Origin of the sequence: Bacillus sp. DX3.1, assembly GCF_030292155.1 — a bacterium.
In the GTDB taxonomy this organism is placed as follows: domain Bacteria; phylum Bacillota; class Bacilli; order Bacillales; family Bacillaceae_G; genus Bacillus_A.
The window spans coordinates 233,612-260,000 of the sequence record NZ_CP128153.1; the positions used below are offsets into that span (position 1 = coordinate 233,612).

Consider the following 26,389-nt stretch of genomic DNA (forward strand, 5'->3'; position numbering starts at 1 on the left):
TAATAAGTAGGTTTAACTATTAAATAAATAAAGGGGAAAACACGAATGGACAAGTTTGTCGCTTTTTTAGAAAATAATCTTTCAACACCCATGGCTAAATTGTCTGAGCAAAAACATTTACGTGCAATACGTGATGGTGTGGTTTCTGCTTTACCATTTATCATCTTTGGGAGTCTATTTCTTATCATTGCGTTCCCACCTGTAGCAGCAGATTCCACAATAGGTGAATGGTCAGCAAAACATGTCGCAGATATTTTAATACCTTATCGATTAACGATGTTTATTATGACCTTATATATTACTTTTGGAATAGGCTATAGTTTGTCTCAAAGCTATAAGTTGGATCCTCTATCAGGAGGATTACTATCGGTAGCTGCCTTCTTGTTCACAATAGGCGTAAAAATGATGGATGGTGTAGGTTTCGTGCTACCGATGTCAAATCTTGGTGGGCATGGACTCTTTGTAGGGATGATTGTTTCCATATTTGCAGTTGAAATTTTACGTTTATGTAAGACTAAAAATATTACAATAAAAATGCCAGATTCCGTTCCAACTTCTGTAGCCCGTTCATTTGAAGCGTTAATACCGGTTACAATGGTACTGGCTATCATGACATTAATTACAGTAGTCTTGGGTATTGATCTACATTCACTTGTTGATAAAGCTGTTGCACCACTTATTAAAGCAGGAGATACATTACCGGGCGTATTAATCCCTGTCTTTTTAATAACATTCTTCTGGTCATTCGGTATTCATGGTGTATCAGTTGTAGGTGCCGTTGCTCGTCCAGTTTGGGAAGTTTACTTAGCTAATAACTCAGCAGCGGTCGCAGCTGGAAAGGCAATCCCTCACGTAGCTCCTGAAACATTCTTCCAATGGTTTATTTGGATTGGTGGTTCTGGTGCAACATTAGGATTAGTAATTGCTATGTTATTAACAGCAAAATCTAGTTATGGTAAGACGATGGCGAAAGCAACAATTGTTCCAAGTATATTTAACATCAATGAACCTGTTATTTTTGGGATGCCAATTGTGCTAAACCCAATCTTAATCATTCCATTTATCGTGACACCATTAATTGGTGCGACACTTGCGTACATCGCAACGTCAATTGGATTAGTAAGCCCAACGTATGTCATGGTTCCATGGACATTACCAGCTCCAATAGGTGCCTACCTTTCAACAGGCGGTGATTGGAGAGCAATTATTCTTGTATTAGTCAATCTTGCGATCTCAATTCTTATTTATCTACCATTCTTTAAAATGTATGATCAAAAGCTTTTAGCACAAGAAAGTACAACAGAAACAACAGAGAACACGAACGTAGCCTTATAAAAATATATGAAAGGGAGTTTGGGACTAATTGCTCCAAACTTCCTTTCATATAAAAGAGAGAAGGGAGATAAAAATGAATCCAACATCCAGAATTCACTTTTTTAGTTACAAAAGTGCATTTCTATTTTTTAGTTTTATTCTTGCTTTTAATCTTATCTTTAATCCTTTAATGAATGCAGTTGGGATAGATAAACAATTGTCAATGTACCTAGGTAATACCTTTGCCATCAGCGCAGGGTTAACTATTGTTATTACTTTGGTTGAAGGTAAGTTTAAAAACAAGAAACAAGCGTTAAATTTGTTCTTGTCTTTATTAGTAGTGAGTGCACTGATTTGTTATTTTATTGTCTATGCGTAAGTTAAAAGAAAAAGCTCGTTATCTAAAATGGGGTGTTAATGAAATGGAAAAGCAAAAAGGAATAAAAATTGCTACAATTGGTGGCGGATCTAGTTACACGCCAGAATTAATTGAAGGTTTCATTAAACGTTATGATGAGTTACCAGTTAGAGAACTTTGGTTAGTGGATATTGAGGCAGGAAGAGAAAAACTTGAGATTGTAGGGAACTTAGCACGAAGAATGGTTGAAAAAGCAGGAGTTCCAATGGAAATCCATTTAACGCTAGACCGTCGTCAAGCTTTACAAGGTGCTGATTTTGTGACAACGCAAATGAGAGTTGGTTTACTAGGTGCCCGAGTTCAAGACGAACGTATTCCTTTGCAACTAGGATTAATTGGCCAAGAAACAAATGGTGCAGGTGGGCTATTTAAAGCATTACGAACAATCCCTGTTATTCTAGAGATCGCAGAAGAAATGCAAGAACTTTGCCCGAATGCATGGTTAATTAATTTTACAAACCCGGCTGGAATGGTAACGGAAGCCCTTCTTCGTTACAGCAAGCATAAAAAAGTCATTGGTGTATGTAATGTGCCATTTAATATGCACATGTCTATTTCAAAAATGTTAGGTGTTGAAATGGAGAGAGTACACATTGATTTCGCTGGATTAAACCATATGGTATTTGGGACACACGTGTACGTTGATGATCAAGAAGTAACAGAGAAAGTACTTGAAATGCTAGGAAATCCAGAAATCCAAATGACAATGAAGAACATTGCACCTCTTCCTTGGAATCCAAGATTTTTGAAATCATTAGGTGTAGTACCTTGCCCATATCATCGTTATTATTACAAAACAAAAAATATTTTAGATGAAGAATTAGAAGCATTTAAATCAGGGAAAACTCGTGCTGAAATTGTCAAAAAACTAGAGGAAGACCTGTTTGATTTGTACAAAGATGAAAAACTAGACATTAAACCTCCACAATTAGAACAACGGGGTGGTGCGTACTATAGTGACGCAGCGTGTAATGTTATTTCTTCTATTTATAATGATAAAAAAGACATTCAAGTATTAAATGTGCAGAACAAAGGCTCCATTACCGAAATTGATTATGATTCAGCAGTTGAAGTAAGTTGTATTGTGACAAAAAATGGCCCAGTCCCTATGACAATGGGTAAATTGCCCGTTCAAGTTCAAGGATTAATTCAACAAATCAAGTCATTTGAAAGAGTAGGTGCTGAGGCAGCTGTAACTGGTTCTTATGACAAGGCCTTATTAGCTTTAACTATTAACCCACTTATTCCAAGTGACGATTTAGCTGAAGCTGTATTACAGAAACTATTAGAAGCGCATAAAGAGTACTTACCTCATTTTTTAGATAATTAGGATAATAAAAAAATTATATAAATACAAATTAAAAGACCGACATAGAACCCTTCTTTTTAGGTGGGAGAGAGCATCCAGACATGCATAGAAGCGGTCAGATCCTTTTCCTGCCCAGACATAGTGAAAACAAAGAGAGAAAACGAGTGCAGGTCACCTTTTGTTATCCATAGCCGTGGCTTATATGTCGAAAAATCAAAATGGATTTATATAATATTAAGGACCAATTAAGACTTGATATTCTCTGAAACATTGATTCTTTCAGAGAATACTGTGTCTATACTTTACTACAATTAGGAGTGTTACGATATGACAATGGAAATCAATAATAACGAAATGGAAATTTTTGAAATTATTTCTCATGGTGGAAATGCGAGAGGATTAGCCTATGAAGCATTAACGGCTGCAGAAGAATTCAACTTTGAAAGAGCAACAGATCTTATTAACCGAGCTGGAGAAGAACTTAGCTTGGCTCATAAGACACAAACAAAGTTAATTCAAGCTGAACTGAACGGAGTTCCAAGTGAAAAAACATTGCTAATGATCCATGCTCAAGATCACTTAATGACAGCGATGAGTGAACAAAAACTAATTGAACATATGATTCGTATCATAAAAAAGCTAGCACCACAACAATAATCAAAAATGTAGAAAGGTAAAGGTGATTTAACGATGAGAAAATTGGGTATTTCCATTTATCCAGAACATTCAACAGTAGAAAAAGACATGGAATACATTGCACTTGCACATAAATATGGGTTTAAAAAAATCTTTACTTGCCTGCTTTCAGTAGAAGGTGATAAAGAAAAAATTATGAGAGAATTTAAAGAAACAATTGCATTTGCAAATCAATTAGGCATGGAAGTAATGGTCGATATCTCTCCTCGTGTATTTGGGGCTTTGGATATTTCCTATAATGATTTATCATTCTTTGCTGATTTAGGAGCGTATGGGATTCGCCTAGACATGGGGTTTACAGGGAATGAAGAGTCCATCATGACACATAATTCCTATAATTTAAAAATTGAAATTAACATGAGCAATGCAACGAATTATTTAGATAATATCATTGCTTACAAGCCTAATAAAGAAAATTTAGTAGGTTCACATAACTTCTATCCTCATCGTTATGCAGGATTAAGCTATGCTCATTTTCTAAAATGCTGTGAGCAATTTAAACATCATAATATTCGTACGGCAGCTTTCGTTAGTTCACACGCAGCAACTTACGGACCTTGGCCAGTAACTGAGGGATTATGTACACTAGAAATGCATCGTGAATTACCAATTGTAACGCAAGCAAAACACTTATTTGCAACTGGAGTAATTGATGATGTGATTATTGCCAACGCATATGCATCAGATGTTGAACTAGAAGCCCTGAGTACACTAAACAGTGAGCTGCTTACGTTTAATATAGAACTACATGACACGATTACAGAGTTAGAGAAAAAGATTGTGTTAGAAGAATTTCATTTTTATCGTGGAGACGTTTCAGACTATCTTATTCGCTCGACTCAATCACGTGTAAAATATAAACAAGAAGAATTTAAACCAACGTATACTCCTGATATTAGACGAGGAGACATTTTAATTGAGAATGAGCTCTACGGACAATATAAAGGTGAATTACAGATTGCGTTGCAAGACATGGAAAACTCAGGGAAAACGAATGTAGTTGGCCGGATCGTTGAAGAAGAAAGTTTTCTCCTTGATTACCTAGAACCTTGGGAGAAATTCCAATTTTCAATCAAGTAATTTCATCCCGCTATTCGCGGGCAGTAATACCCCACCTCAAAGTTCAGCCAAAAGCAAAGAAGTTAGGTGGGAGCTAATGATCAGTGGGGGATGAAGAAAAACCCCACTGATCCAAGTTTCATTTTATAGAGAAAAATCTCAAAGTAAGGAAAAGGGAAGGAATAGCAGTACTCCTTCCTTTTTTTATTTCTGAACGAGGAGGAATCTACATGAGTTATATTATTGGAGTAGACGGCGGAGGCACTAAAACGGAAGCGGTGGCTTATGATTTAAACGGAAAAAAAATAAGTGAAGGTAAAGCAGGATACGGAAACTTACTTATAAATGAAAAACAAGCTATTATTAACATTATTGATGCGATCGAACAATGCTTAGTTACTTTAAAAAATGAAGAATGCCAGTATATATGCATAGGGTTAGCCGGGTATGGAGGCGTTAAAAATACAGAAGGTATAAAAAATGCTCTTTATGCGACGTTTAATATTCCGTTTACGATTGTAAATGATGGAGTTATCGCACATGCTGCTTTACTAAAAGGAAAAGATGGCATCTTAACAATTTCAGGAACTGGTTCTGTTAGTATTGGAGTTCATAATGGGATTGAAAAATTAGCAGGTGGCTGGGGACATATTCTTGGGGATGAAGGAAGTGGCTATTGGATTGCTATGCAGATTTTTATTAAAATGACGCAAGAAGAAGATGAGGGATTAAATTATAGCAACCTAACTAAGTTAATACTAACAAAACTTGGTTATCACAGTGTACTAGAATTAAAAAAATTTATTTATTCCTCAACTAAAGCAGAGATTGCTTCATTTGTTCCAATAATCGTCCAACAAGCAGAAGCAGGTGATGGTTTTTCGCAGAATATTCTCAGACAAGCAGGCTATCACCTTGCCAAGACTACGCTTGCTGTTTGCAAGAAGTTAAATTTTGATAACAATGTTACAATTGCTATTAAAGGGAGCATATTAACGAATATACCATTCGTACAAACCGCATTTATTGAAAATATTAAACAAGAAAAACCGGAAGTACAACTTGTTTTAGAAGATGTATCATCCACATTGGGTTGTTATTACTTAGCTCTGAAATATATGGGTTAATTAAAAGTTAAGGGAGAAATTCAATATGCATGTTGTAAATGTATTGTTAAAAATTGAAAGTTTATTACATCAATTACCGAAATCTGAAAAGAAAATAGCACAATATATTTTAAATAATCCTCAAGAAGTTATTAGAATGACTATACATGAATTAGCTACTCATGCTAATGCTAGTAGTTCTGCGGTTACTAGACTTTGTCGTTCTATTGAAATTGCTAGTTTTTCAGAGTTAAAAGTGTCTTTATCATCGCATATCTCACGACCAGAGAAGAAAGGTTTTTATGACATTGAACCAAATGAAACAATAACAGCCATTAAAGACAAAATAGTTTCCAACTCTGTACAAGTGATACAAGAAACAGCACTTTATTTGGATGAAGTCGTTCTTGACCAAATAGTTGAAACTATGAGAAATGCGGATATTATTTATGTCTATGGATTAGGAGCTTCATGGCTCGTTGCAGAAGATATTACTCATAAATGGTTACGTTTAGGAAAGATTGTGAGTGCAAATCAAGATGCACATATCACGGCTACAGCACTTGCTGCATCAACAAAAAATTGTGTTTTTATCGGTATATCCAATAGTGGAGAAACCGAAGAAGTACTGCGACTTGTTGATATTGCTAAAGTATCTGGTATTCAAACAATTGGATTATCGCGATTTGGGAACAATAGATTAACTAACAAAGTCGATATGTCTTTACAGCATGTTCGTGCACCAGAGGCTAAATTTCGTAGTGCAGCAACAAGTTCACTATTTGCACAATTTCTGACTATTAACATTATCTTCTATGCATATGCATCAAAATATTACGATGAAAATATAAAGGAAATTGAACGTTCAAGAGAATCTGTATTAAGATTCACGGGAAGAAATTCATCTAAGACATAAAGCATAATAAATCTCAGTACAAAGTAATCATCTGTGATTTTCGCCTTTTAGTTATTGAATCACTGCTTAAAGAGCCTATATCTACTTAAGATAAGGCTTCTTTGCTTTGTGTAACTTTTACTACTAAGGGGGTCACAACATCGTCATCAAGCCAAGATTTTGAAGTGCCCCCAAAACAATAAATTTCTTAAGTTGATGGATGTGGGAAGTAACCTACATATACCCCAAACGGCAATTAGTAATATCCAGCGAGGAATGATACGACCCCATGGATGAATTGTTGCACCGACAATACACAACGCAATGATCTCACATTCGATAACGATCCTCGGATAAACGATATATAGAACTTTATAGAACTTTATAGAACTTTATAGCACTGAACATTCTTTTTTAGTTACTTATCATATTTCAATTATACTTTCTCATAAATTTGAGTATAAAACATTTTCATCTGTTCTCGTATTTCTTTCCCTTTCCTTTGAACATTTCTATAAGTGCGGCATTGTTATTGTCATTCCTTTTTTGTTTTTTTTTTCGTAATATTTTGACGGTCACGTTGTTTACACGCCTCAATTAATTGGGACGTTGTTCTAAATAGAAAAAAGTCGAATTTTATATAGAAGAAAAAAGAGGAATTTGACAGAAAAGATAGAAAATTTTAAAGGTCAGAAAATAGTTAGCTCGCTAACTAATTTTTTTGTTGGTGACTGGAAGTGTTTTTTGTTAATCCGAAGTATATAACATTTAATTTATTTACAGGGGGATGAAGAAATTATGAAACAAAAATCTATGGATACGTTAGCTGCACAAATGGAGGATTTTTTTCCGGTACGTGATGTCGACCATCTAGAATTCTATGTTGGAAATGCAAAGCAATCCAGTTATTATCTTGCAAGAGCTTTTGGATTTAAAATTGTTGCATATTCTGGGCTAGAAACAGGGAACCGCGAAAAAGTATCCTATGTTCTTGTGCAAAAAAACATGCGTTTTGTTGTGTCAGGAACTTTAAATAGTGAGAGCCGCATTGCGGAGTTTGTAAAGCTTCATGGCGATGGTATTAAAGATGTGGCGCTACTTGTCGAGGATGTTGAAAAAGCATATTCAGAAGCTATAAAACGTGGTGCGATTGCAATTGCTCCACCAGAAGAGTTGACTGATGAGCATGGGACATTGAAAAAGGCAGTCATTGGTACGTACGGCGATACAATCCATACACTTGTCGAGCGTAAAAATTACAAAGGTACATTTATGCCTGGTTATGAGAAAGCTGAATTTGAAATTCCAAGTGAAGAATCAGGTTTAATCGCTGTTGATCATGTTGTTGGTAACGTTGAAAAAATGGAAGAGTGGGTAAGTTATTACGAAAATGTAATGGGCTTTAAACAAATGATTCATTTTGACGATGATGATATTAGCACAGAATATTCCGCGTTAATGTCAAAAGTAATGACAAATGGAAGCCGCATTAAGTTCCCGATTAATGAGCCGGCAGATGGAAAGCGTAAATCACAAATTCAAGAGTACTTAGAATTTTATAATGGTGCAGGTGTGCAGCATCTTGCATTGTTGACAAGTGATATTGTGAAAACTGTTAAAGCACTTCGTGAAAATGGAGTTGAGTTTTTAGATACACCAGCTACGTATTATGATGAGTTAACAGCGCGTGTCGGTGAAATTGATGAAGAAATTGAAAAACTAAAAGAGCTTAAAATTCTCGTAGACCGCGATGAAGAGGGTTATTTATTACAAATTTTCACGAAGCCAATCGTGGATCGTCCAACGTTATTTATTGAAATTATTCAACGTAAAGGTTCTCGTGGATTTGGAGAAGGAAACTTCAAAGCTCTATTTGAATCGATTGAGAGAGAGCAAGCGCGTCGCGGAAATCTATAAAAATAAAGCATTATTTTATCCCGCATTAACGGGCGGTAATACCCCCACCTCAAAATTAAGCGGAAGCAAAGAAGTTAGGTGGGGGATAAACTGCCCGTAAAAGCCCGATTGGTGAGGGCTAATAATCAGTGGGGGATGGAGAAAACCCCCACCGATTAAAGTTTCACTTTAGATGAACAGTGAGGAGGAAAATTGATGAAATTTGTTACATTTCGTCTTCCTTCACAAGAAATGCGAGCTGGTTGGCTTGAAGGTGACAAAGTAATTGATATGAGCATTGCAAGTAAAGGAGTGCTTCCTTCGTCCATGCTCGCTTTTTTAGAGAAAGCAGATGAGTATATAGAAGTAGCGCGTAATATGCAAAGTCCAGAAAATGGCGTATATCATGTGGAAGATGTGCAGCTTTGTGCAGCCATTCCAAACCCAGGTAGCATTCGGGATTTTTACGCATTTGAACAACATGTAAAAACAGCTCGTGGACGCCGCGGGTTAGATGTTGTATCAGAGTGGTATGATATTCCCGTTTTTTATTTCACAAATCATCGTGCTGTAATCGGACCAGAGGATATTGTTTCTCGTCCGAAGTTATCACAAAAGCTTGACTATGAATTAGAAATTGCTTGTGTCATTGGGAGAGAAGGAAGAAATATTTCCCGTGAACAAGCGGAAGAATATATTTTTGGTTATTGCATTATGAATGACTGGAGTGCAAGAGATTTACAGGCACAGGAGATGAAAGTAGGACTTGGTCCAGCGAAAGGAAAGGACTTTTCTACTTCATTAGGGGCTTATCTTGTCACGAAAGAGGAGTTAGATGTTTATCGTACGGATGAACAGTATGATTTAGAGATGACCGCTCGTGTGAATGGAGAACTTTTGTCAAAAGGAAATTTCAAAGATATTTATTATACGTTTGCAGAAATGATAGAGCGTGCTTCACAAGATGTTACGTTATATCCGGGAGATGTAATTGGTTCTGGTACGGTTGGTACTGGTTGTATTTTAGAGCTTGGCACAGAAAACTGGCTGCAAGATGGCGATGTTGTAGAGCTTACGATTACCGGGCTAGGAACGCTGCGTAATACAGTGAAAAAAGAAATGAAAGCGGGGGATGGGCATGTATTATCGTCGCATGGGGGAACTTCCTCGTAAACGACATGTACAGTTTCGCAAGGAAGATGGATCACTTTATCGTGAACAAGTAATGGGAACAAAAGGCTTCTCGGGAACGCAATCTATTTTATATCATCATTATATGCCAACCGAAGTAGGTCATGCGTCGGTAGCAAATTCTTGTAAATTGCAGTATGAAGAAGATGTGGCGCTTGCTCATCGCCATTTTCGCACGAAAGAATGCAGAAAAACAGGAGATGCCGTGAACGGAAGGAATTTTCTATTAGGAAATGAAGACTTACTAATCGGTGTTGTAAATCCAACGGAGAAAATGGATTATTTCTATCGTAATGGTGATGGAGATGAAATGTTATTCATTCATTATGGATCTGGGAAAATTGAGACGATGTTTGGTACAATTCATTATCGAAAAGGCGATTATGTTACAATCCCAATCGGGACCATTTATCGGGTTATTCCAGATGAAGGAGAATCGAAATTTCTTGTTGTAGAAGCAAATAGTCAAATTACAACGCCGCGTCGCTATCGAAATGAATACGGTCAATTGTTAGAACATAGTCCGTTTTGCGAGAGGGATCTGCGGGGACCAGAGAAGCTAGAAACATATGATGAAAAAGGCGAGTTTGTCGTGATGACAAAGTCGAGGGGCTATATGCATAAATATGTCATGCAACATCATCCGTTAGATGTTGTCGGTTGGGATGGCTATTTATACCCTTGGGTCTTTAATGTGGAGGATTTTGAACCAATTACAGGGCGTATTCATCAGCCGCCTCCAGTTCACCAAACGTTTGAAGGACATAACTTTGTTATTTGTTCCTTTGTTCCGCGGTTATATGATTATCATCCGGAAGCAATCCCAGCACCTTATTATCATAGCAACGTGAATAGCGATGAAGTTCTTTATTATGTAGAGGGTAATTTTATGAGTAGAAAAGGTGTCGAAGAAGGTTCGATTACACTTCATCCGAGTGGTATTCCCCATGGACCACACCCTGGGAAAACGGAAGCAAGTTTAGGGAAAAAGGAAACGATTGAGCTTGCAGTGATGATTGACACATTCCGCCCGCTTCGTATTGTGAAGCAAGCGCATGAAACGGAAGATGAGAAGTATATGTATAGCTGGCTTGAAGAAGGCACGCATACTGTGAAATAGAAGAAATAAAAGAAAGAGGCATGCTCATGAAATGAGTGTACCTCTTTCTTTTATTTGGAATCGACAGTTTATAGAATATCAAAAACATCTATAAAAAGATATAGAAATATAGCTATATACATTATTTGTATATTCGTTGTGTTGTTACATGTCGATTCGCTAAATATTTAACCTGGTGAATAAACGTGATAACACCAAGTGTTGAGTAGTATGTAGATCCTTTTAATTTATTATGAAATGGTATTTTTCTTTTTATTTCGACAAATGTATTGACTAAAAAATATGTTCCAAGTAAAATAAAAACACAAATTAAAAATTTTCAGAAAATTAAAACTAAGAGGTGCATGCTATGAAGCAAATCTTTCAAAAAAAACCGATCACACAATTGATGCAAGAAAGTAAGCAAAAAACATTGGCGCGAACGTTAGGGGCGCTAGATTTAACGATGCTAGGGATAGGTGCTATTGTAGGAACTGGAATTTTTGTTCTCACTGGTGTTGTAGCAGCGAAGCATTCTGGACCAGCTATTATTCTATCTTTTGCTATAGCAGCATTAGCTTGTGCCTTTGCCGCATTTTGTTATGCTGAGTTTGCATCGTCTGTTCCTGTTTCGGGAAGTGTTTACACGTACACGTATGCGACGATGGGAGAGGTATTTGCGTTTCTAATTGGATGGGATTTAATGCTTGAATACTTGCTAGCCACATCAGCTGTAGCGAACGGTTGGTCTGCTTATTTCCAATCGTTACTAAAAGGGTTTGGTATTCATCTCCCAACTGTTTTATCGTCTGCCCCCGGAACGGGGAAAGGCGGTCTCATTGATTTACCAGCTGTTATTATTATTTTAATTATGACTGCGCTTTTATCCAGAGGTGTTCGTGAAAGTGCTCGCGTAAATAATATTATGGTATTTATTAAGTTGGCAGTCGTGCTCATATTTATCTTTGCTGGTTTTAATTATGTAAAACCTGAAAACTGGACACCTTTCATGCCATTTGGTCTTGATGGTGTTATGGCGGGAGCAGCAACGGTGTTCTTTGCTTTCATTGGCTTTGATGCCGTATCGACAGCGGCGGAAGAGGTTAAGCGACCGCAGCGTGACTTGCCAATTGGTATTATTGCATCATTACTCATTTGTACAATTCTTTATATTGTTGTTTCACTTATTTTGACAGGAATTGTTCCTTATGGGCAGTTGAATATTTCTGATCCAGTAGCATTTGCTCTTCAATTTATTGGACAAGATAGCTTAGCTGGCGTTATTTCGGTAGGTGCTATCACAGGGATTACGACAGTTATGTTAGTAATGATGTATGGTCAAGTTCGCGTATCGTATGCAATGAGCCGTGATGGGTTATTACCGAAACGTCTTGCAAAAGTTCATCCGAAATTTAAAACACCATTTTTCAATACGTGGACAACAGGTATTGTTGCAGCATTAATTTCAGGTCTCATTGATTTAAATGTATTAGCACACCTTGTAAATATGGGGACATTATCCGCCTTTGCACTTGTAGCAATTGCTGTTATTGTAATGAGAAAAACACATCCAGATTTACCGCGTGCGTTTAAAGCGCCGCTTGTACCATTTTTGCCTGCATTAACAGTCATCTTCTGTCTGTACCTAATGTTACAATTGTCAGGAGTGGCTTGGATGAGTTTTGGTATTTGGCTGGCGATTGGTGTAGTGGTTTACTTCTTCTATAGCCGGAAACATAGCGTTCTGGGTAATAAAAAAGATAATAAAGATGTAGCGAATTTATAAGAGAAAGCGCCGTTCTTAGTAGGAAAGAACGGTGTTTTTATTTTGAAAATTTACATTTTTCTAAAAATATTATAAGATGAGGAGTGGTCGATTAAAGGGGGGTGGGACAGATGAAACAAACATGGCGCGAGTTACAAGCGATGGATCGTAACGTATGGATTCGTTTTATTGGAGAAACTTTAAATGGAATTGCGATGATGATGCTAATGCCATTTTTTGCATTGTATTTAAAAGATAAAGTAGATTCCTTATTAGAAGTAGGAATTATTATGGCACTTTCTCCAATTGCCGCAAGCTTTGGTTCTCTTATAGGGGGAAGAATTGCTGATATATATGGTAGGAAGCCGATTATGGTATTTTCGATGGTGAGTAATGCGATTTTAATGCTCGGTTTCTTATTTATAGATGGGTTTATCCCGTATGCGATTTTGTCCATTTTTTTAGGTTTAAGTAATTCGCTGTTTCATCCAGCTGCATCTGCGATGGTGGCAGATGTGACAGCGCCTGAGAAGAGAACGGAAGCTTACGGTTTATTACGAATGGGACATAATATCGGTGCAGCGATTGGACCGATTATGGGGGCTTCGGTAGTTGTCCTTTCTAAAAATCTTATTTTTATTATTGCGTCATCCACGATGCTATTTTATGCTCTTCTTGTACTCATACTCATTCAAGAAACGATGCCGAAAATTGAAGGAAATCAGAAAGATAATAAGGAAAAAGAATCAGGATCTGTTTGGAAAGTTGTGTTGCGAGATAAGGTACTACTGATTTATTTGTTAGCCGGTATTATTATTTCGATGGGTTTTTCCCAAACGGAGGGCATGCTACCGCTCCATTTTGATAACGAAATGAAAGAGATATTTGGTAAAAATAATCCGTATCCATATTTAATGGCTTTAAATGGTTTATTGGTTGTTCTTTTTCAATTTCAAATTTCTAAATGGGCAACAGATAAGCCGGTTGGCAGGACGATGTTATATGGAGCTTGGTTATTTGGGATTGGATTGTTTTTCATTGGATGGCTGCCAAAATGGTTTGGGGAATTAGGAACAAATGGGACTGTTATTCTGATTACGTTACTGATTGTTTATGCAGTGTATACGTTAGGTGAAATGATTATGTCGCCCGTACAAATGACGTTTGTAGCGAATTTGGCACCAGAGCATTTGCGAGGTACGTATATGGGAGCAGCTAGCTTGCAGTGGATTACAGGGAGTGCATTTGGTCCGCTTCTTGGGGGATTGTTGCTCGATCGCTTGCTAGGGCACCTGTTATTTACGATTTTAGGAGTGGGATGTGTAGTGGCAGGTCTTGTATATATTTCGTTAGATCGTCTTGTAGAACAAAAACAAAAGGGAGATGTGGTGAAACAGTCATCCTAATTGGTGGGTGACATACACAAAAAGAAGTATTTTTTCATATATTTTAGGTACATAACTAGAAAAAATGAAGAGGCAATGTAGTTATCTTACTTCGACGAATCAAAATAAGGACGTTACAGGGGGATAAATATTAAGTAGAGTTCGATTGGCGGAGCTTTCCGCCATGGGGTGATGAAGAAAACCCCAATGATAGAAGTTTCATTTTATTTCAAATAGGAACTACCTATTTTCATAAAAAGTGCTAAAATAGAAAAATGAAAACAATTGGTTAGGGTGATTTCATTGACGAAAATTAAATTAGGTTTATTATATGGTGGAAAATCAGCAGAGCATCAAGTTTCATTACAAACAGCTCTTGCTGCTATTAAAGCGTTAGATCAAGAAAAATTCGAGATTCATCCAATTTATATTACAGAGCAAGGCCAATGGATGCGCGGTGAACGCATTGAAGGGGAAGTAACAAACGTGCAAGCGTTGCAAATGAATGGAGAAGAAAATGTGATTTCTCCAGTAGCATTAAGTACAGAAATTATTCCAGCTGCATCTTCTAATCAAGAAGATTCAATTGATGTTATTTTCCCACTGTTACACGGTCCGAATGGTGAAGATGGAACAGTACAAGGATTATTAGAATTAATGAACATTCCATACGTTGGTAACGGTGTATTGGCATCAGCGGCAGGTATGGATAAAGTTGTTATGAAAAATATCTTTGCTGAAGCAGGATTGAAGCAAGCAAAATATGCATCTTTCATTCGCAGTGTATGGGAGAAAAATCGTCAGGAAGCTTATGAAAAAGTAGAAGAAGTATTAGGGTATCCATGTTTTGTAAAACCGGCAAACCTTGGTTCAAGTGTTGGTATTAATAAATGTAAAGATCGTGAAGAGTTAGAACATGCATTTGAAGAAGCGTTCCAATTTGACCGCAAAATTATCGTAGAAGAAAATATTGTTGGTCGTGAAGTGGAAGTTGGTGTTTTAGGTAATGATGAGCCAAAATGTTCTGTTGTTGGTGAAATTGTACCGAAGAAAGAGTTTTACGATTATAAATCAAAATACATTGATGGCGATACGGCATTAATTATTCCAGCTGAAATTACAGAAGAAGAGTCGGCAACGATTCAAAGAGATGCAATCAGTGCATTCCAATCTTTAGATGGTGCGGGATTAACAAGAGCAGATTTCTTTTTAACAAAAGACGGCGAAGTATACATTAATGAAGTAAATACGATGCCTGGCTTTACTCCATTTAGTATGTTCCCGCTGTTATGGCAACATACAGGCTTACCGTATCCGCAGTTAATTGAAGAATTGATTCGTTTGGCGATTGAGCGTCACGAAGAAAAACAAAAAATTAAATATACAATCTAACTAAAAGGGGGAGCACTATTCAAGAGAATAGTGTTTCTTCTATGTAAGGAGTGTTTTTTATGATGAAACGCACGTTAAAACAAGTGGAACAAATGACGGGTGGTACAGGTTTAGTAGAAGAGTATGTTCATACCGTTGTACAAGGTGTATCAATTGATACGCGAAAGATTGAACAAGGGAATTTATATATTCCTATTCAAGGTGATCGTTTTGATGGGCATTCTTTTGTGGATAAAGCGATTGAAAATGGTGCTGCGGCAACATTTTGGAAAAAGGATGTACCGAATCCACCTGCGCATTTACCTGTCATTTTCGTTGAAGATACGTTAGAAGCATTACAAACATTAGCAAAAAGTTATCGTGATCAGTTAGATGTAAAAGTTGTAGGTGTAACAGGGAGTAACGGTAAGACGTCTACAAAAGATATCGTGACAAGCTTGCTTGCAACAAAGTTTAAAGTCCAAAAGACAGAAGGAAACTTTAATAATCATATTGGTCTGCCTCTTACAATTTTAAGCTTAGAGGAAGATACAGAAATGGCTGTATTAGAGATGGGAATGTCTAGCCGAGGTGAAATTGAATTTTTATCTAAGTTAGCTCGTCCAAACGCTGCAATCATTACAAATATTGGAGAAGCTCATTTGATGGATTTAGGATCTCGTGATGCAATTGCTGAGGCAAAATTAGAAATTGTAACAGGGCTACAAGACGGCGGAGTATTTGTATATAATGGAGATGAACCCCTATTAACAAATCGTGTTCCAAACATGAACCTGCTTGCTGAGACAATTACATTTGGTGATGCAAGAGCAAATGACTATTATCCGACTTCTGTAACGCTACAGGCAACAGGGACGTATTTTAAGATGAATCAAGATGAAAATGTTGTATTTTATCTTCCCGTTCTTGGGAAACATAATGTATACAACGCATTAGCATCAATGGCGATTGCTAAATTTTTCGGTGTAACATCAGAAGAGATGAAACAAGGTTTAGTGACGCTAAAAATGACAGGTATGCGCATGGAAATTGTAAAAACAGATGCAGGATTAACAATCATTAATGACGCATATAATGCAAGTCCAACGGCGATGGAAGCTGCATTTCATTTAATGAATGGGCTAGATGGATTTTCTAAGAAAATCGTTGTTCTTGGTGATATGTTAGAGCTTGGCAATCAAGAAGTACAATTTCATTATGAAGTTGGAAAATTAATTGATCCAGCACGAATCTCCTACGTGTTTACATATGGTACACTAGGGGCACAAATTGCAGAAGGTGCAAAAATTAATTTTTCAAGTGAACGTGTAAAAGCGTATGATAATAAAGAAAAACTTGTAAAAGATTTACAGGCAGTCGTTGATGTAAAAGACGTTGTATTAGTAAAAGCATCTCGCGGGATGAAGTTAGAAGAAGTCATTACGTTGTTGAAATAATTGGAGTATGTAAATGGGATTATAAATGCAAAAAGAGAAGAAACTAATAATAAGCGCTTACAGTTACACATTTGAAAAGGTAAAGTGAAGAAAAAAGCTCTTTATGTGAAATAAGGTAACAGTTGGGGTTTGCTTTTTGCACATACAAAACTTATAATTGATAAAGTGTGATAACGTTTAGAAGTATTTTCATGAAGAATATACGCCCGTTTATATACGTGAGCATTCAGGAAAAGGGCTTTTCCGCATATACGGAAAACGCCTTTTTTTAAATGATAAGTATAGGATAGAAAAGGAGAAGTAACATTGACAACATTTCGAGAATTAGGATTAAGTGATTCTTTACTGCAATCGGTTGAAAGTATGGGCTTTGAAGAGGCTACGCCAATTCAAGCTGAAACAATTCCACATGCATTGCAAGGTAAAGATATTATTGGGCAAGCGCAAACAGGTACAGGGAAAACAGCTGCATTCGGATTACCACTATTAGATAAAGTGGATACAAATAAAGAAACAATTCAAGGGATTGTTATCGCTCCAACGCGAGAATTAGCAATTCAAGTTGGTGAAGAACTTTACAAAATTGGTAAGCATAAGCGTGTTCGTATTCTACCAATTTATGGTGGTCAAGATATTAACCGCCAAATCCGTGCTCTAAAAAAACACCCACACATTATTGTTGGTACGCCGGGACGTATTTTAGATCACATCAACCGTAAAACACTTCGTCTACAAAACGTAGAAACAGTGGTTCTTGATGAAGCGGATGAAATGTTAAACATGGGCTTCATTGAAGATATTGAAGCAATTTTAACAGATGTGCCAGAAACACATCAAACATTATTATTCTCAGCAACAATGCCAGACCCGATCCGTCGTATTGCTGAGCGTTTCATGACTGAACCTCAACATATTAAAGTAAAAGCAAAAGAAGTAACAATGCCAAACATTCAGCAGTTCTATGTAGAAGTGCAAGAAAAGAAAAAGTTTGACGTGTTAACACGCTTACTAGATATTCAATCTCCAGAACTTGCAATCGTGTTCGGTCGTACAAAGCGTCGTGTTGATGAATTATCTGAAGCATTGAACTTACGTGGTTATGCAGCAGAAGGTATTCATGGTGATTTAACACAAGCAAAACGTATGTCAGTATTACGTAAATTTAAAGAAGGTTCTATTGAAGTTCTTGTTGCAACAGACGTAGCAGCACGTGGTCTTGATATTTCAGGCGTAACACACGTATACAACTTTGATATTCCACAAGATCCAGAATCATACGTTCACCGCATTGGTCGTACGGGCCGTGCTGGTAAAAAAGGAATGGCGATGTTATTCGTAACACCTCGTGAGTCTGGACAATTAAAAAATATCGAGCGTACAACAAAACGTAAAATTGATCGTATGACTCCTCCGACATTAGATGAGGCATTAGAAGGTCAACAACGTTTAATCGCAGAAAAACTACAAAGCACAATTGAAAGTGAAAACTTATCATACTACAAGCGTATTGCAGAAGAAATGTTAGAAGAGCATGATTCTGTAGCGATTGTAGCAGCTGCTTTAAAAATGATGACAAAAGAGCCGGATACAACACCGATTGCTTTAACATCAGAACCACCTGTTGTTTCAAGAGGTGCTAAAAACCGTGGCGGTAACGGAAGTGGATATCGTGATGGTAACCGTAACCGTAGTCGTGATGGTCGTGGCGATGGCCGCAATCGTGATGGTCGTGGTGATGGTCGTAATCGCGATGGTAACCGTAATCGTGGTCGCAAAGGTGAAGGTCAAGGTCGTCCAGGATCTTCTAATGGACGCGGCGAAAGAAAAAGTCATAGCCGTAAACCACAAGCTTAATAAAAAAGAGGATGTCCAACAGGGCATCCTCTTTTTTATGAAATGTAAGGTGTATGGATTCGTTTGAGAGTTATTATTGGGCAGTAATACCCCTACCTTAAAGTTTGGCAGAAAGCAAAAAAATTAGGTGGGGAGTGAAGAAAAAATCCACTAATCAAAGTTTCACTTTATTAAAAATGGAGTAAGGATACCACCGATTAATAATCCAGTTAAATGGCTGATGGGGTTAGCGGAATGATCGAAGAATGTAAAGCTAAGTAAAATAATTATAATTGAAGAAAATAGAAATACTTCTTTTGTTTTTGGGGACCGATAGCGACTGTATAAAATAAAGAGCTGTGCGCCAAGTAATCCGAAAATCCCGCCCGATGCACCGGCATGTACGTACCCGAGGGGCATGATGAAATAAGAGAAAATATTACCGCTAATGCCAGCAATAAAAAATAAAATGGCAAAAGAGATGCTACCTAGCTGTTTTTCGATAGATTGACCGAGAAAAAAGAGACAAATGCTATTGGAGAAAAAGTGCCCTAAGTCTATATGTATAAATAGAGAAGTTATAAACCGCCACCATTCTCCTTTGGCAATATATTCGTTATAGGCAGCTGTAGTAGAAAAGAAAAAATCGCCTAATACAACCATGATGAATTGCAAGCAGAGTAAAGAGAGAATAACGGGTGATAAGGTAATCCGTATATGTGGGATTGGCATATTTATATATTCACTCCTTTTGCAGCAGAAAGATTCTCTGTTATTCTTACAATATGAATGAAGGAGAACAAATAGAAGAAAGGAAATTTGTGAAATGATTATAGGGATTGGAATCGATATTATCGAACTGGAGAGAATTGAAAAAATGCTAGATGGAAAACTTAAATTTATGGAGCGTATTTTAACAGAGCGAGAACGAAACGTTGCTGCTGAATTAAAAGGACATCGTCTTGTGGAATTTGTAGCTGGAAGATTTGCAGCGAAAGAAGCGTATTCTAAAGCAGTTGGAACTGGTATTGGAAAAGAAGTGAGCTTTTTAGATATTGAAATACGAAATGATGATAGAGGTAAGCCGATTGTCTTTGCGAATACAGAGCATCTTGTTCATCTATCTATTAGTCATAGTCGAGAGTTCGCTGTGGCGCAAGTTGTTTTAGAAAGCTCGTCACGCTAGTCTGCATATTTTACATCTTTGTCTCATATATTTGAGTAGCGATAAGGAAGGATTTTCTTCCATTCATTTATAGGGGCAAAGGGGCTGAAAGTATGAAAAGGCGGCTATTTTTGTTTATTGTCGGTTTATTGACCGTTTTTGTATTAGCGGGCTGTATGGAAAAGAAACAAGAAGATGTAGTGCGAGATTTAGATGCGAAAGTTAAGAATATGAAGAGTTATCAAGCGGAAGCAAAATTATCTATTAAAACGGGCAATGAACCACAGGAATATAACGTGGAAGTTTGGTATAAAGAACCTACTTATTATCGTGTGAATTTAAAGAATGCGAAAAAGGATCAAAGTCAAATTATTTTACGAAATAATGAAGGAGTATTCGTTTTAACGCCATCTCTTAATAAAAGTTTTCGATTTCAAAGTGATTGGCCGCAAAATAGCAGCCAAGCGTATTTGTATGAGTCACTTGTAAGAGATATTTTAAAAGATAAGAGTCTTTCGTTTAAGAAAACAGATAAACATTATATTTTTAAAACAAAAACGAATTATCACCATCAAAATATGTTACCGAAGCAAGAAATCACGTTTAATAAAAGTGATTTAGCGCCTGTTTCAGTGAAATTAATGGATGGTGACCAAAATGTTCTCGTACAAGTGGAATTTTCAAAAGTGAAGTTTGGTGCGAAGTTTGATAAAGGTGCATTTGATACGAAACAAAATATGTCTCGTGCACAAGTGGACATACAAACAACAGCAAAGGAAGAAAAGCCATTTGCTATTTTATATCCACGTGATACACCGCAAGGTATGGAATTAAAAGAGGAGAAAGAGTTAAAGACAGATAGTGGCAAGCGTGCGATACTCACATACATTGGAAATAAGAAGTCTTTTACATTAATACAAGAGAAGGAGAAGGTTGCAGTGACTGCAACTCCAATAGGTGTAAGTGGAGAGTTAGTCGATCTTGGTTTCACGATTGGTGCATTAACAAAAGATTCCCTTACGTGGTCGCATAACGGAGTGGAATATATGCTCGTGTCTAAAGGTTTAGAACCAAATGAGTTGTTAATGGTAGCTCGTTCTGTTGCAGAAAAGCAGGTGAAATAAACTTCTTAGACGTGGTGACTTGCGTGCGCCACGTTCTTTTCTTGTTTTGTGGGATAGATTTCATAAAAAAACGGATATAAAAGAATAAGCTTTGCATATCGTATAAAGGAAGTGTTTTTTTATATGGAAGAATCACCGTTTTACCGTGATACGTGGGTGGAAGTAGATTTGGATGCAATTTATAACAATGTAACTCACATCAAAGAAATCATCCCAGAAGATGTAGAGATTTTCGCTGTGGTAAAAGCGAACGCATATGGACATGACTATGTTCCAGTCGCAAGAACCGCATTGGAGGCAGGAGCAACAAGATTAGCGGTTGCCTTTTTAGATGAGGCATTAGTGCTTCGCCGAGCGGGGATTACCGCACCAATTTTAGTGATAGGCCCATCACCACCACGTGATGTCAATGTAGCTGCTGAAAATGATGTGGCATTAACTGTTTTTCAAAAGGGATGGATCGAAGAGGCGATAGAAATTTGGGAGAGCTCGGTGCCGCTACGTTTTCATATTAATTTCGATAGTGGTATGGGGAGAATTGGAATTCGGAAACGCGAAGAATTAAAAGGTTTTTTACGAAGCTTAGAAGATGCTCCGTTTTTTGAACTAGAAGGAGTGTATACGCATTTTTCAACTGCGGACGAAGTGGAGACTTCTTACTTTGATAAGCAATATAATACGTTTTTGGAACAGCTTAGTTGGTTAAAGGAATTTGGAGTGGATCCAGAGTTTATTCATACAGCTAATAGTGCAGCGACCATGCGGTTTCATGGTATTACGTTTAATGCTGTGCGGCTTGGAATCGCAATGTATGGACTAACGCCGTCTGTAGAAATACGTCCGTTCTTGCCTATTAAATTAGAACCGGCACTTTCATTTCATACAACGGTAGCGCATATTAAAGAGGTAATCAAAGGTGATGGGATTAGTTATAATGTCACTTATCGAACGAGAACAGAAGAGTGGATTGCTACGGTTCCTGTTGGATATGCGGATGGATGGCTCAGGAGATTACAAGGTTTTAAGGTGCTTGTGAACGGGAAAAGAGTTCCGATTGTAGGTAGGATTACAATGGATCAATTCATGTTGCATCTTCCTTGTGAAGTCCCGCTTGGAACGAAGGTTACGCTTATTGGAAAACAGGGGGATGAATACATTAGTGCAACTGAGGTTGCGGAGTATTCTGGAACGATTAACTATGAAATTATCGCGACAATCAGTTTTCGTGTTCCTCGTGTATTTATTAGAGATGGTAAAGTGGTAGAAGTCATAAATTATTTGAATGATATATAAATATCCTTTTTACCCCATTATTCGCGGGCAGTAATACCCCTACTTCAAAATTCGGTAAGAAGCAAAGAAGTTAGGTAGGGGATAAACTGCCCGCAAAAGCTCGATTGGTGAGGGTTAATAATCAGTGGGGGATGAAGAAAACCCCGCTGATCAAAGTTTCACTTTATATTTGTCATCATGGTTGATGGCCTTCGATTAGAGCTATAGAGAGGGTATTTCCTGTTTAAATGAGATAAAAAGTACGAGAGAGTGAATGTTTTGTTTGTGAATTGGAAAACATAAACAGGGAATAAGGAAGTCTTTGCAACAGGCTCCATACAATGGTATTATTACAATAGGTGTCATATATATTTGGGTGTGTAGTTGACGGTGGAGGTGTATTTTTGTGTCCGAATCAAGTGTAACTACTGAAATCGTGATTCGGTTGCCAAAGCAGATGGTAACAGAATTGGACGTAATTGGAAAACTAGAGAATAAGAATCGCCATGAACTAATTTGCCAGGCAACAAAACTGTTATTGCGTCAACATAAGACAAAGAAACGCTACCAACATGAATCAATGCGACGTGGGTATATTGAAATGGGAAAAATTAATCTTGGTATTGCATCTGAAGCTTTCTTAGCAGAGTATGAAGCAGCTCATACAGTAGAACGCTTAGTTAGCGGGGGGTAATATTTTGATTGTAAAACGCGGCGACGTGTATTTTGCAGACCTTTCCCCAGTTGTTGGTTCTGAGCAAGGAGGCGTTCGTCCGGTTCTTGTCATTCAAAATGACATCGGAAATCGTTTTAGTCCGACTGTAATTGTAGCGGCTATTACTGCGCAGATTCAAAAAGCAAAATTACCCACACATGTGGAAATTGATGCGAAAAAGTACGGATTTGAGAGGGATTCTGTTATTTTGCTCGAACAGATTCGAACAATCGATAAGCAACGCTTAACGGACAAAATCACTCACTTAGATGAGCTGATGATGAGTCGTGTAGATGAAGCTTTACAAATTAGTTTAGGACTAATAGATTTTTAAATCGGCAGTTTAAGTTGCTCTCTTTTAAGGGCAACTTTTTTTATTAGGGAGGTTTCAGTTGTATATGGAAATGGTAGATAATCGACAAGCGTTAATGAAGATGTTAGTGAAAGAATTAGGGTTTACAGAAAAGCAAGTTCGCAATGTTATTCAATTAACAGAAGAAGGTAACACAGTTCCATTTATTGCTCGTTACCGAAAAGAATGGACAGGTTCTTTAGATGAAGTGCAAATTCGTGAGATTTTAGAAAGATGGCAATATATGATGCAGCTTGAGGGCCGGAAAGAAGAAGTGCTCCGTCTTATTGATGAAAAAGGAAAGTTAACAGAAGAGCTGCGTCGTAATATTGTATCCGCGACTAAGTTGCAGGAATTGGAAGACTTGTATCGTCCTTATAAAGAAAAAAGAAGAACAAAAGCAACAATTGCGAAGGAAAAAGGATTAGAGCCGTTAGCGGAGTGGTTACTTCTGTTTACAAAAGAAAATCCGGTAGATAAGGCAAAGTTATTTATTGACGCTGGAAAAGAAGTTCAATCCTCTGAAGAGGCGTTGCAAGGTGCGCAAGATATTATTGCTGAAATCGTATCGGATGATGCAGCGTGTCGTAGCTGGGTTCGTAATGTTACCTTTAAAAAAGGGATGATTTCTTCTTCTGTAAAAGATGAAGAGAAGGATGAAAAAAATATATATGAAATGTATTATAGCTATGAAGAACCGTTGCAAAAAATTGTGCCGCATCGTGTGCTGGCGATGAACCGTGGTGAAAAAGAGGATATTCTAAAAGTTTCTATTGTCCTGCCGGTAGAAGAAATCGTTCGTTTTTTACATAAAAAAGTGATTCGTGATTTTCATTCCCAAAGCGCATCTTATGTACAATTTGCAGTTGAAGATGGATATAAGCGATTAATTCAACCGTCAATTGAACGAGAAATTCGAAAAGAATTGACTGAAACGGCAGAAGAACAAGCTATTCATATCTTCTCTGAGAATTTACGTAATTTGTTGTTGCAGCCGCCAATGAAAGGCAAAGTTGTATTAGCGGTTGATCCAGCATACCGAACAGGGTGTAAGTTAGCAGTGGTGGATGATACAGGGAAGGTTCTTTATATTGATGTAATTTATCCTCATCCTCCTGTTAGAAAATATGAAGATGCAAAAGCGAAGGTCACTTCCATTTTAGAAAAATATCAAGTTGAGATGATTGCGATTGGAAATGGTACAGCTTCTCGAGAAACAGAAGAATTTATTGTAGATGTATTGCAAACAGTTACGCGAGATGTATTCTATATTATCGTCAATGAAGCTGGTGCTAGTGTATATTCAGCTTCTGATTTGGCCCGTGAGGAATTTCCGGATTTCCAAGTTGAGGAAAGAAGTGCGGTTTCCATTGGACGACGTTTGCAAGATCCACTGGCTGAGCTTGTGAAGATTGATCCGAAGTCAGTTGGAGTAGGGCAATATCAACATGATGTATCACAAAAGAGATTAAATGAATCATTAACATTTGTTGTGGAAACAGCTGTTAACCAAGTTGGAGTAAATGTGAATACAGCTTCAGTTGCTCTATTACAATATGTTTCCGGTTTGTCAAAGACGGTTGCGAAAAATATTGTAAATAAACGTGAGGAAGATGGGAAGTTTACAAAACGGGCAGAACTAAAGAAAATACCGCGTTTAGGTGCGAAAACGTACGAACAATGTATTGGTTTCTTACGTATACTAGAAGGTGAAAATCCACTGGATCGAACAAGTATTCATCCAGAGCAGTATAAAAATGTAGAATTACTATTAAAAAGCTTAGGATTATCTTTTGATGATGTAGGGCAACCGCATTTGCAGAAATGTTTAGAGGATGTAGAGCTTTCTAAATTATCTCAAGAAACGAATATTGGAGAGCCAACATTAGTGGATATTATAGATGCTTTGATTAGTCCGGAACGGGATATGCGTGATGAGTTACCAAAGCCACTTTTGAAAAAGGGAATTTTGAAATTAGAAGACTTAAAACGTGGTATGGAATTAGAAGGAACAGTTCGTAATGTTGTTGACTTTGGTGCATTTGTGGATATAGGTGTAAAACAAGATGGTTTAGTTCATATTTCGAAATTGAGTAAGCGATTTGTAAAACATCCGTTAGATATTGTATCGGTCGGACAAATTGTAAAGGTATGGGTAGATGACGTTGATATGAAAAAAGGTCGCGTTGCATTATCTATGTTACCAATCGAGTAATAAAAAGAAGGGAGTAGGGATGAGACTGCTCCCTTCTTTTTATCCTGCTATTCGCGTGCAGTAATACCTCCACTTCAAAATTCAGCAAAAAGCAAAGAAGTTAGGTGGGGGATAAACTGCCTGTAAAAGTCAGATTGGTGAAACTAATAATCAGTAGAGGGATGAAGAAAGCCCTCACTGATTAAAGTTTCACTTATTAGGAGTTCTGATGTGTTTTGTTATAATAAAACCAGCATTCGTTCAGCAATCTAATTTGATACCGGTTTTTTTCATAATAGGCACGTCGCATTTGCTTGCGAAGCCATACGGGCATATGAATCCCTCCTTGTTTTATCCCGCTCTAACAGGCAGTAAAACCACACCCCGAAATGCAGAGGAAACAAAGCGAGTGGTAACTGCTCATAAGAGTCTGATTGATGAGGGTTTGCTCTATCAGTGGGGATGAAGAAAGTGTCCGCTGATAGAAGTTTCACGTTATGACTGAGTATGGGTATATGTACTATTTAATATATGTGCAGGAAGAGAGAAAAGTGTAAGTTTATTTTTTTAGTTAGGGGAAATAAAGATGGATGAAATAGAGGTTCAAAGACTTGTAGAAGAAATATCGTTGAAGTACTTTGGGAAGGTTTTCTTACATAAAGCAACGTTCAATAAACGATTACGCACAACTGGTGGGAGATATTTATTACAAAGTCATAATATAGAATTGAATTATCGTTATTATGAAATGTACGGGAAAGAAGAATTGATTG

General features: G+C 37.3%; 24 protein-coding genes (1 of these 24 only partly in view). 22 read left to right on the plus strand and 2 right to left on the minus strand.

What is annotated here, in order from left to right:
* The first annotated feature begins 45 nt into the window (after window positions 1-45).
* The 15 genes from QRE67_RS01315 to cshA all read left to right on the plus strand — a co-directional run bounded on the left by QRE67_RS01315 (window position 46) and on the right by cshA (window position 18,815).
* Window positions 46-1,335, plus strand: a complete 1,290-nt coding sequence (locus tag QRE67_RS01315) for a PTS sugar transporter subunit IIC (RefSeq protein ID WP_286123204.1) — start codon at window positions 46-48, stop codon at window positions 1,333-1,335.
* A gap of 73 nt (window positions 1,336-1,408) precedes the next feature.
* On the plus strand, window positions 1,409-1,693 hold the full coding sequence (locus tag QRE67_RS01320; RefSeq protein WP_286123205.1) for a hypothetical protein: 285 nt from the start codon (window positions 1,409-1,411) through the stop codon (window positions 1,691-1,693).
* 43 nt (window positions 1,694-1,736) lie between these two features.
* Window positions 1,737-3,062, plus strand: a complete 1,326-nt coding sequence (locus QRE67_RS01325) for a 6-phospho-beta-glucosidase (RefSeq protein WP_286123206.1) — start codon at window positions 1,737-1,739, stop codon at window positions 3,060-3,062.
* Between the two features lie 306 nt (window positions 3,063-3,368).
* Window positions 3,369-3,698 (plus strand): PTS lactose/cellobiose transporter subunit IIA, encoded by a 330-nt coding sequence (locus tag QRE67_RS01330; protein WP_286123207.1) that lies wholly within the window; start codon window positions 3,369-3,371, stop codon window positions 3,696-3,698.
* A 33-nt stretch (window positions 3,699-3,731) separates the two neighbouring features.
* Window positions 3,732-4,817 (plus strand): DUF871 domain-containing protein, encoded by a 1,086-nt coding sequence (locus QRE67_RS01335; protein WP_286123208.1) that lies wholly within the window; start codon window positions 3,732-3,734, stop codon window positions 4,815-4,817.
* Window positions 4,818-5,026: 209 nt separating this feature from the next.
* Window positions 5,027-5,923 carry a BadF/BadG/BcrA/BcrD ATPase family protein gene (locus tag QRE67_RS01340; RefSeq protein WP_286123209.1) on the plus strand — a complete coding sequence of 299 codons (897 nt, stop codon included), beginning with the start codon at window positions 5,027-5,029 and terminating at the stop codon, window positions 5,921-5,923.
* Between the two features lie 25 nt (window positions 5,924-5,948).
* Window positions 5,949-6,818, plus strand: coding sequence for a MurR/RpiR family transcriptional regulator (locus QRE67_RS01345; RefSeq protein WP_286123210.1), 870 nt, complete (start codon window positions 5,949-5,951; stop codon window positions 6,816-6,818).
* Between the two features lie 777 nt (window positions 6,819-7,595).
* Window positions 7,596-8,714, plus strand: coding sequence for a 4-hydroxyphenylpyruvate dioxygenase (hppD, locus tag QRE67_RS01350; RefSeq protein ID WP_286123211.1), 1,119 nt, complete (start codon window positions 7,596-7,598; stop codon window positions 8,712-8,714).
* A 195-nt stretch (window positions 8,715-8,909) separates the two neighbouring features.
* Window positions 8,910-9,866, plus strand: coding sequence for a fumarylacetoacetate hydrolase family protein (locus QRE67_RS01355; protein ID WP_286123212.1), 957 nt, complete (start codon window positions 8,910-8,912; stop codon window positions 9,864-9,866).
* Window positions 9,832-11,004, plus strand: coding sequence for a homogentisate 1,2-dioxygenase (locus tag QRE67_RS01360; RefSeq protein WP_286123213.1), 1,173 nt, complete (start codon window positions 9,832-9,834; stop codon window positions 11,002-11,004). Before QRE67_RS01355 ends, QRE67_RS01360 begins: the two co-directional genes overlap by 35 nt.
* Window positions 11,005-11,353: 349 nt before the next feature.
* The gene (bcaP, locus tag QRE67_RS01365) at window positions 11,354-12,769 is read left to right on the plus strand and encodes a branched-chain amino acid transporter BcaP (RefSeq protein ID WP_286123214.1); all 1,416 of its coding nucleotides are present in this window, start codon (window positions 11,354-11,356) and stop codon (window positions 12,767-12,769) included.
* A 110-nt stretch (window positions 12,770-12,879) separates the two neighbouring features.
* Window positions 12,880-14,154, plus strand: coding sequence for an MDR family MFS transporter (locus tag QRE67_RS01370; protein WP_286123215.1), 1,275 nt, complete (start codon window positions 12,880-12,882; stop codon window positions 14,152-14,154).
* A gap of 282 nt (window positions 14,155-14,436) precedes the next feature.
* Entirely contained in the window at window positions 14,437-15,525 is a 1,089-nt protein-coding gene (locus QRE67_RS01375) for a D-alanine--D-alanine ligase (RefSeq protein WP_286123216.1), read from the plus strand.
* 59 nt (window positions 15,526-15,584) lie between these two features.
* Window positions 15,585-16,961 carry a UDP-N-acetylmuramoyl-tripeptide--D-alanyl-D-alanine ligase gene (locus QRE67_RS01380; protein ID WP_286123217.1) on the plus strand — a complete coding sequence of 459 codons (1,377 nt, stop codon included), beginning with the start codon at window positions 15,585-15,587 and terminating at the stop codon, window positions 16,959-16,961.
* Between the two features lie 306 nt (window positions 16,962-17,267).
* The gene (gene cshA, locus QRE67_RS01385) at window positions 17,268-18,815 is read left to right on the plus strand and encodes a degradosome RNA helicase CshA (protein WP_286123218.1); all 1,548 of its coding nucleotides are present in this window, start codon (window positions 17,268-17,270) and stop codon (window positions 18,813-18,815) included.
* Between the two features lie 162 nt (window positions 18,816-18,977).
* On the opposite strand, the gene QRE67_RS01390 is transcribed toward cshA, so the two are convergent.
* On the minus strand, window positions 18,978-19,526 hold the full coding sequence (locus tag QRE67_RS01390; protein ID WP_286123220.1) for a rhomboid family intramembrane serine protease: 549 nt from the start codon (window positions 19,524-19,526) through the stop codon (window positions 18,978-18,980).
* 94 nt (window positions 19,527-19,620) lie between these two features.
* Here QRE67_RS01390 and acpS point away from each other — a divergent pair, with 94 nt between their 5' ends.
* From acpS to QRE67_RS01420, 6 genes are all read left to right on the plus strand, one after another.
* Window positions 19,621-19,980, plus strand: coding sequence for a holo-ACP synthase (acpS, locus tag QRE67_RS01395; RefSeq protein ID WP_286123221.1), 360 nt, complete (start codon window positions 19,621-19,623; stop codon window positions 19,978-19,980).
* A gap of 155 nt (window positions 19,981-20,135) precedes the next feature.
* Window positions 20,136-21,083, plus strand: coding sequence for a LolA family protein (locus tag QRE67_RS01400; RefSeq protein WP_286125167.1), 948 nt, complete (start codon window positions 20,136-20,138; stop codon window positions 21,081-21,083).
* 123 nt (window positions 21,084-21,206) lie between these two features.
* On the plus strand, window positions 21,207-22,376 hold the full coding sequence (gene alr, locus QRE67_RS01405) for an alanine racemase (protein ID WP_286123222.1): 1,170 nt from the start codon (window positions 21,207-21,209) through the stop codon (window positions 22,374-22,376).
* A gap of 385 nt (window positions 22,377-22,761) precedes the next feature.
* The gene (locus QRE67_RS01410; RefSeq protein WP_286123223.1) at window positions 22,762-23,049 is read left to right on the plus strand and encodes an antitoxin endoai; all 288 of its coding nucleotides are present in this window, start codon (window positions 22,762-22,764) and stop codon (window positions 23,047-23,049) included.
* 4 nt (window positions 23,050-23,053) lie between these two features.
* A complete protein-coding gene (gene ndoA / locus QRE67_RS01415) occupies window positions 23,054-23,404 on the plus strand; it encodes a type II toxin-antitoxin system endoribonuclease NdoA (RefSeq protein ID WP_098338158.1) in 351 nt (116 codons plus the stop codon).
* A gap of 64 nt (window positions 23,405-23,468) precedes the next feature.
* A complete protein-coding gene (locus QRE67_RS01420) occupies window positions 23,469-25,637 on the plus strand; it encodes a Tex family protein (RefSeq protein ID WP_286123225.1) in 2,169 nt (722 codons plus the stop codon).
* A gap of 196 nt (window positions 25,638-25,833) precedes the next feature.
* Here QRE67_RS01420 and cmpA read toward each other — a convergent pair whose 3' ends face one another.
* Window positions 25,834-25,950 carry a cortex morphogenetic protein CmpA gene (gene cmpA, locus QRE67_RS01425; RefSeq protein WP_286123227.1) on the minus strand — a complete coding sequence of 39 codons (117 nt, stop codon included), beginning with the start codon at window positions 25,948-25,950 and terminating at the stop codon, window positions 25,834-25,836.
* A 252-nt stretch (window positions 25,951-26,202) separates the two neighbouring features.
* Here cmpA and QRE67_RS01430 point away from each other — a divergent pair, with 252 nt between their 5' ends.
* A protein-coding gene (locus tag QRE67_RS01430) for a SprT family protein (protein WP_286123229.1) crosses the window boundary here: on the plus strand, window positions 26,203-26,389 show its 5' end (the start). 272 nt of this gene lie beyond the right edge of the window; 187 of the gene's 459 nt are visible here — the first part of the coding sequence; the start codon lies at window positions 26,203-26,205; its stop codon lies off the right edge, out of view.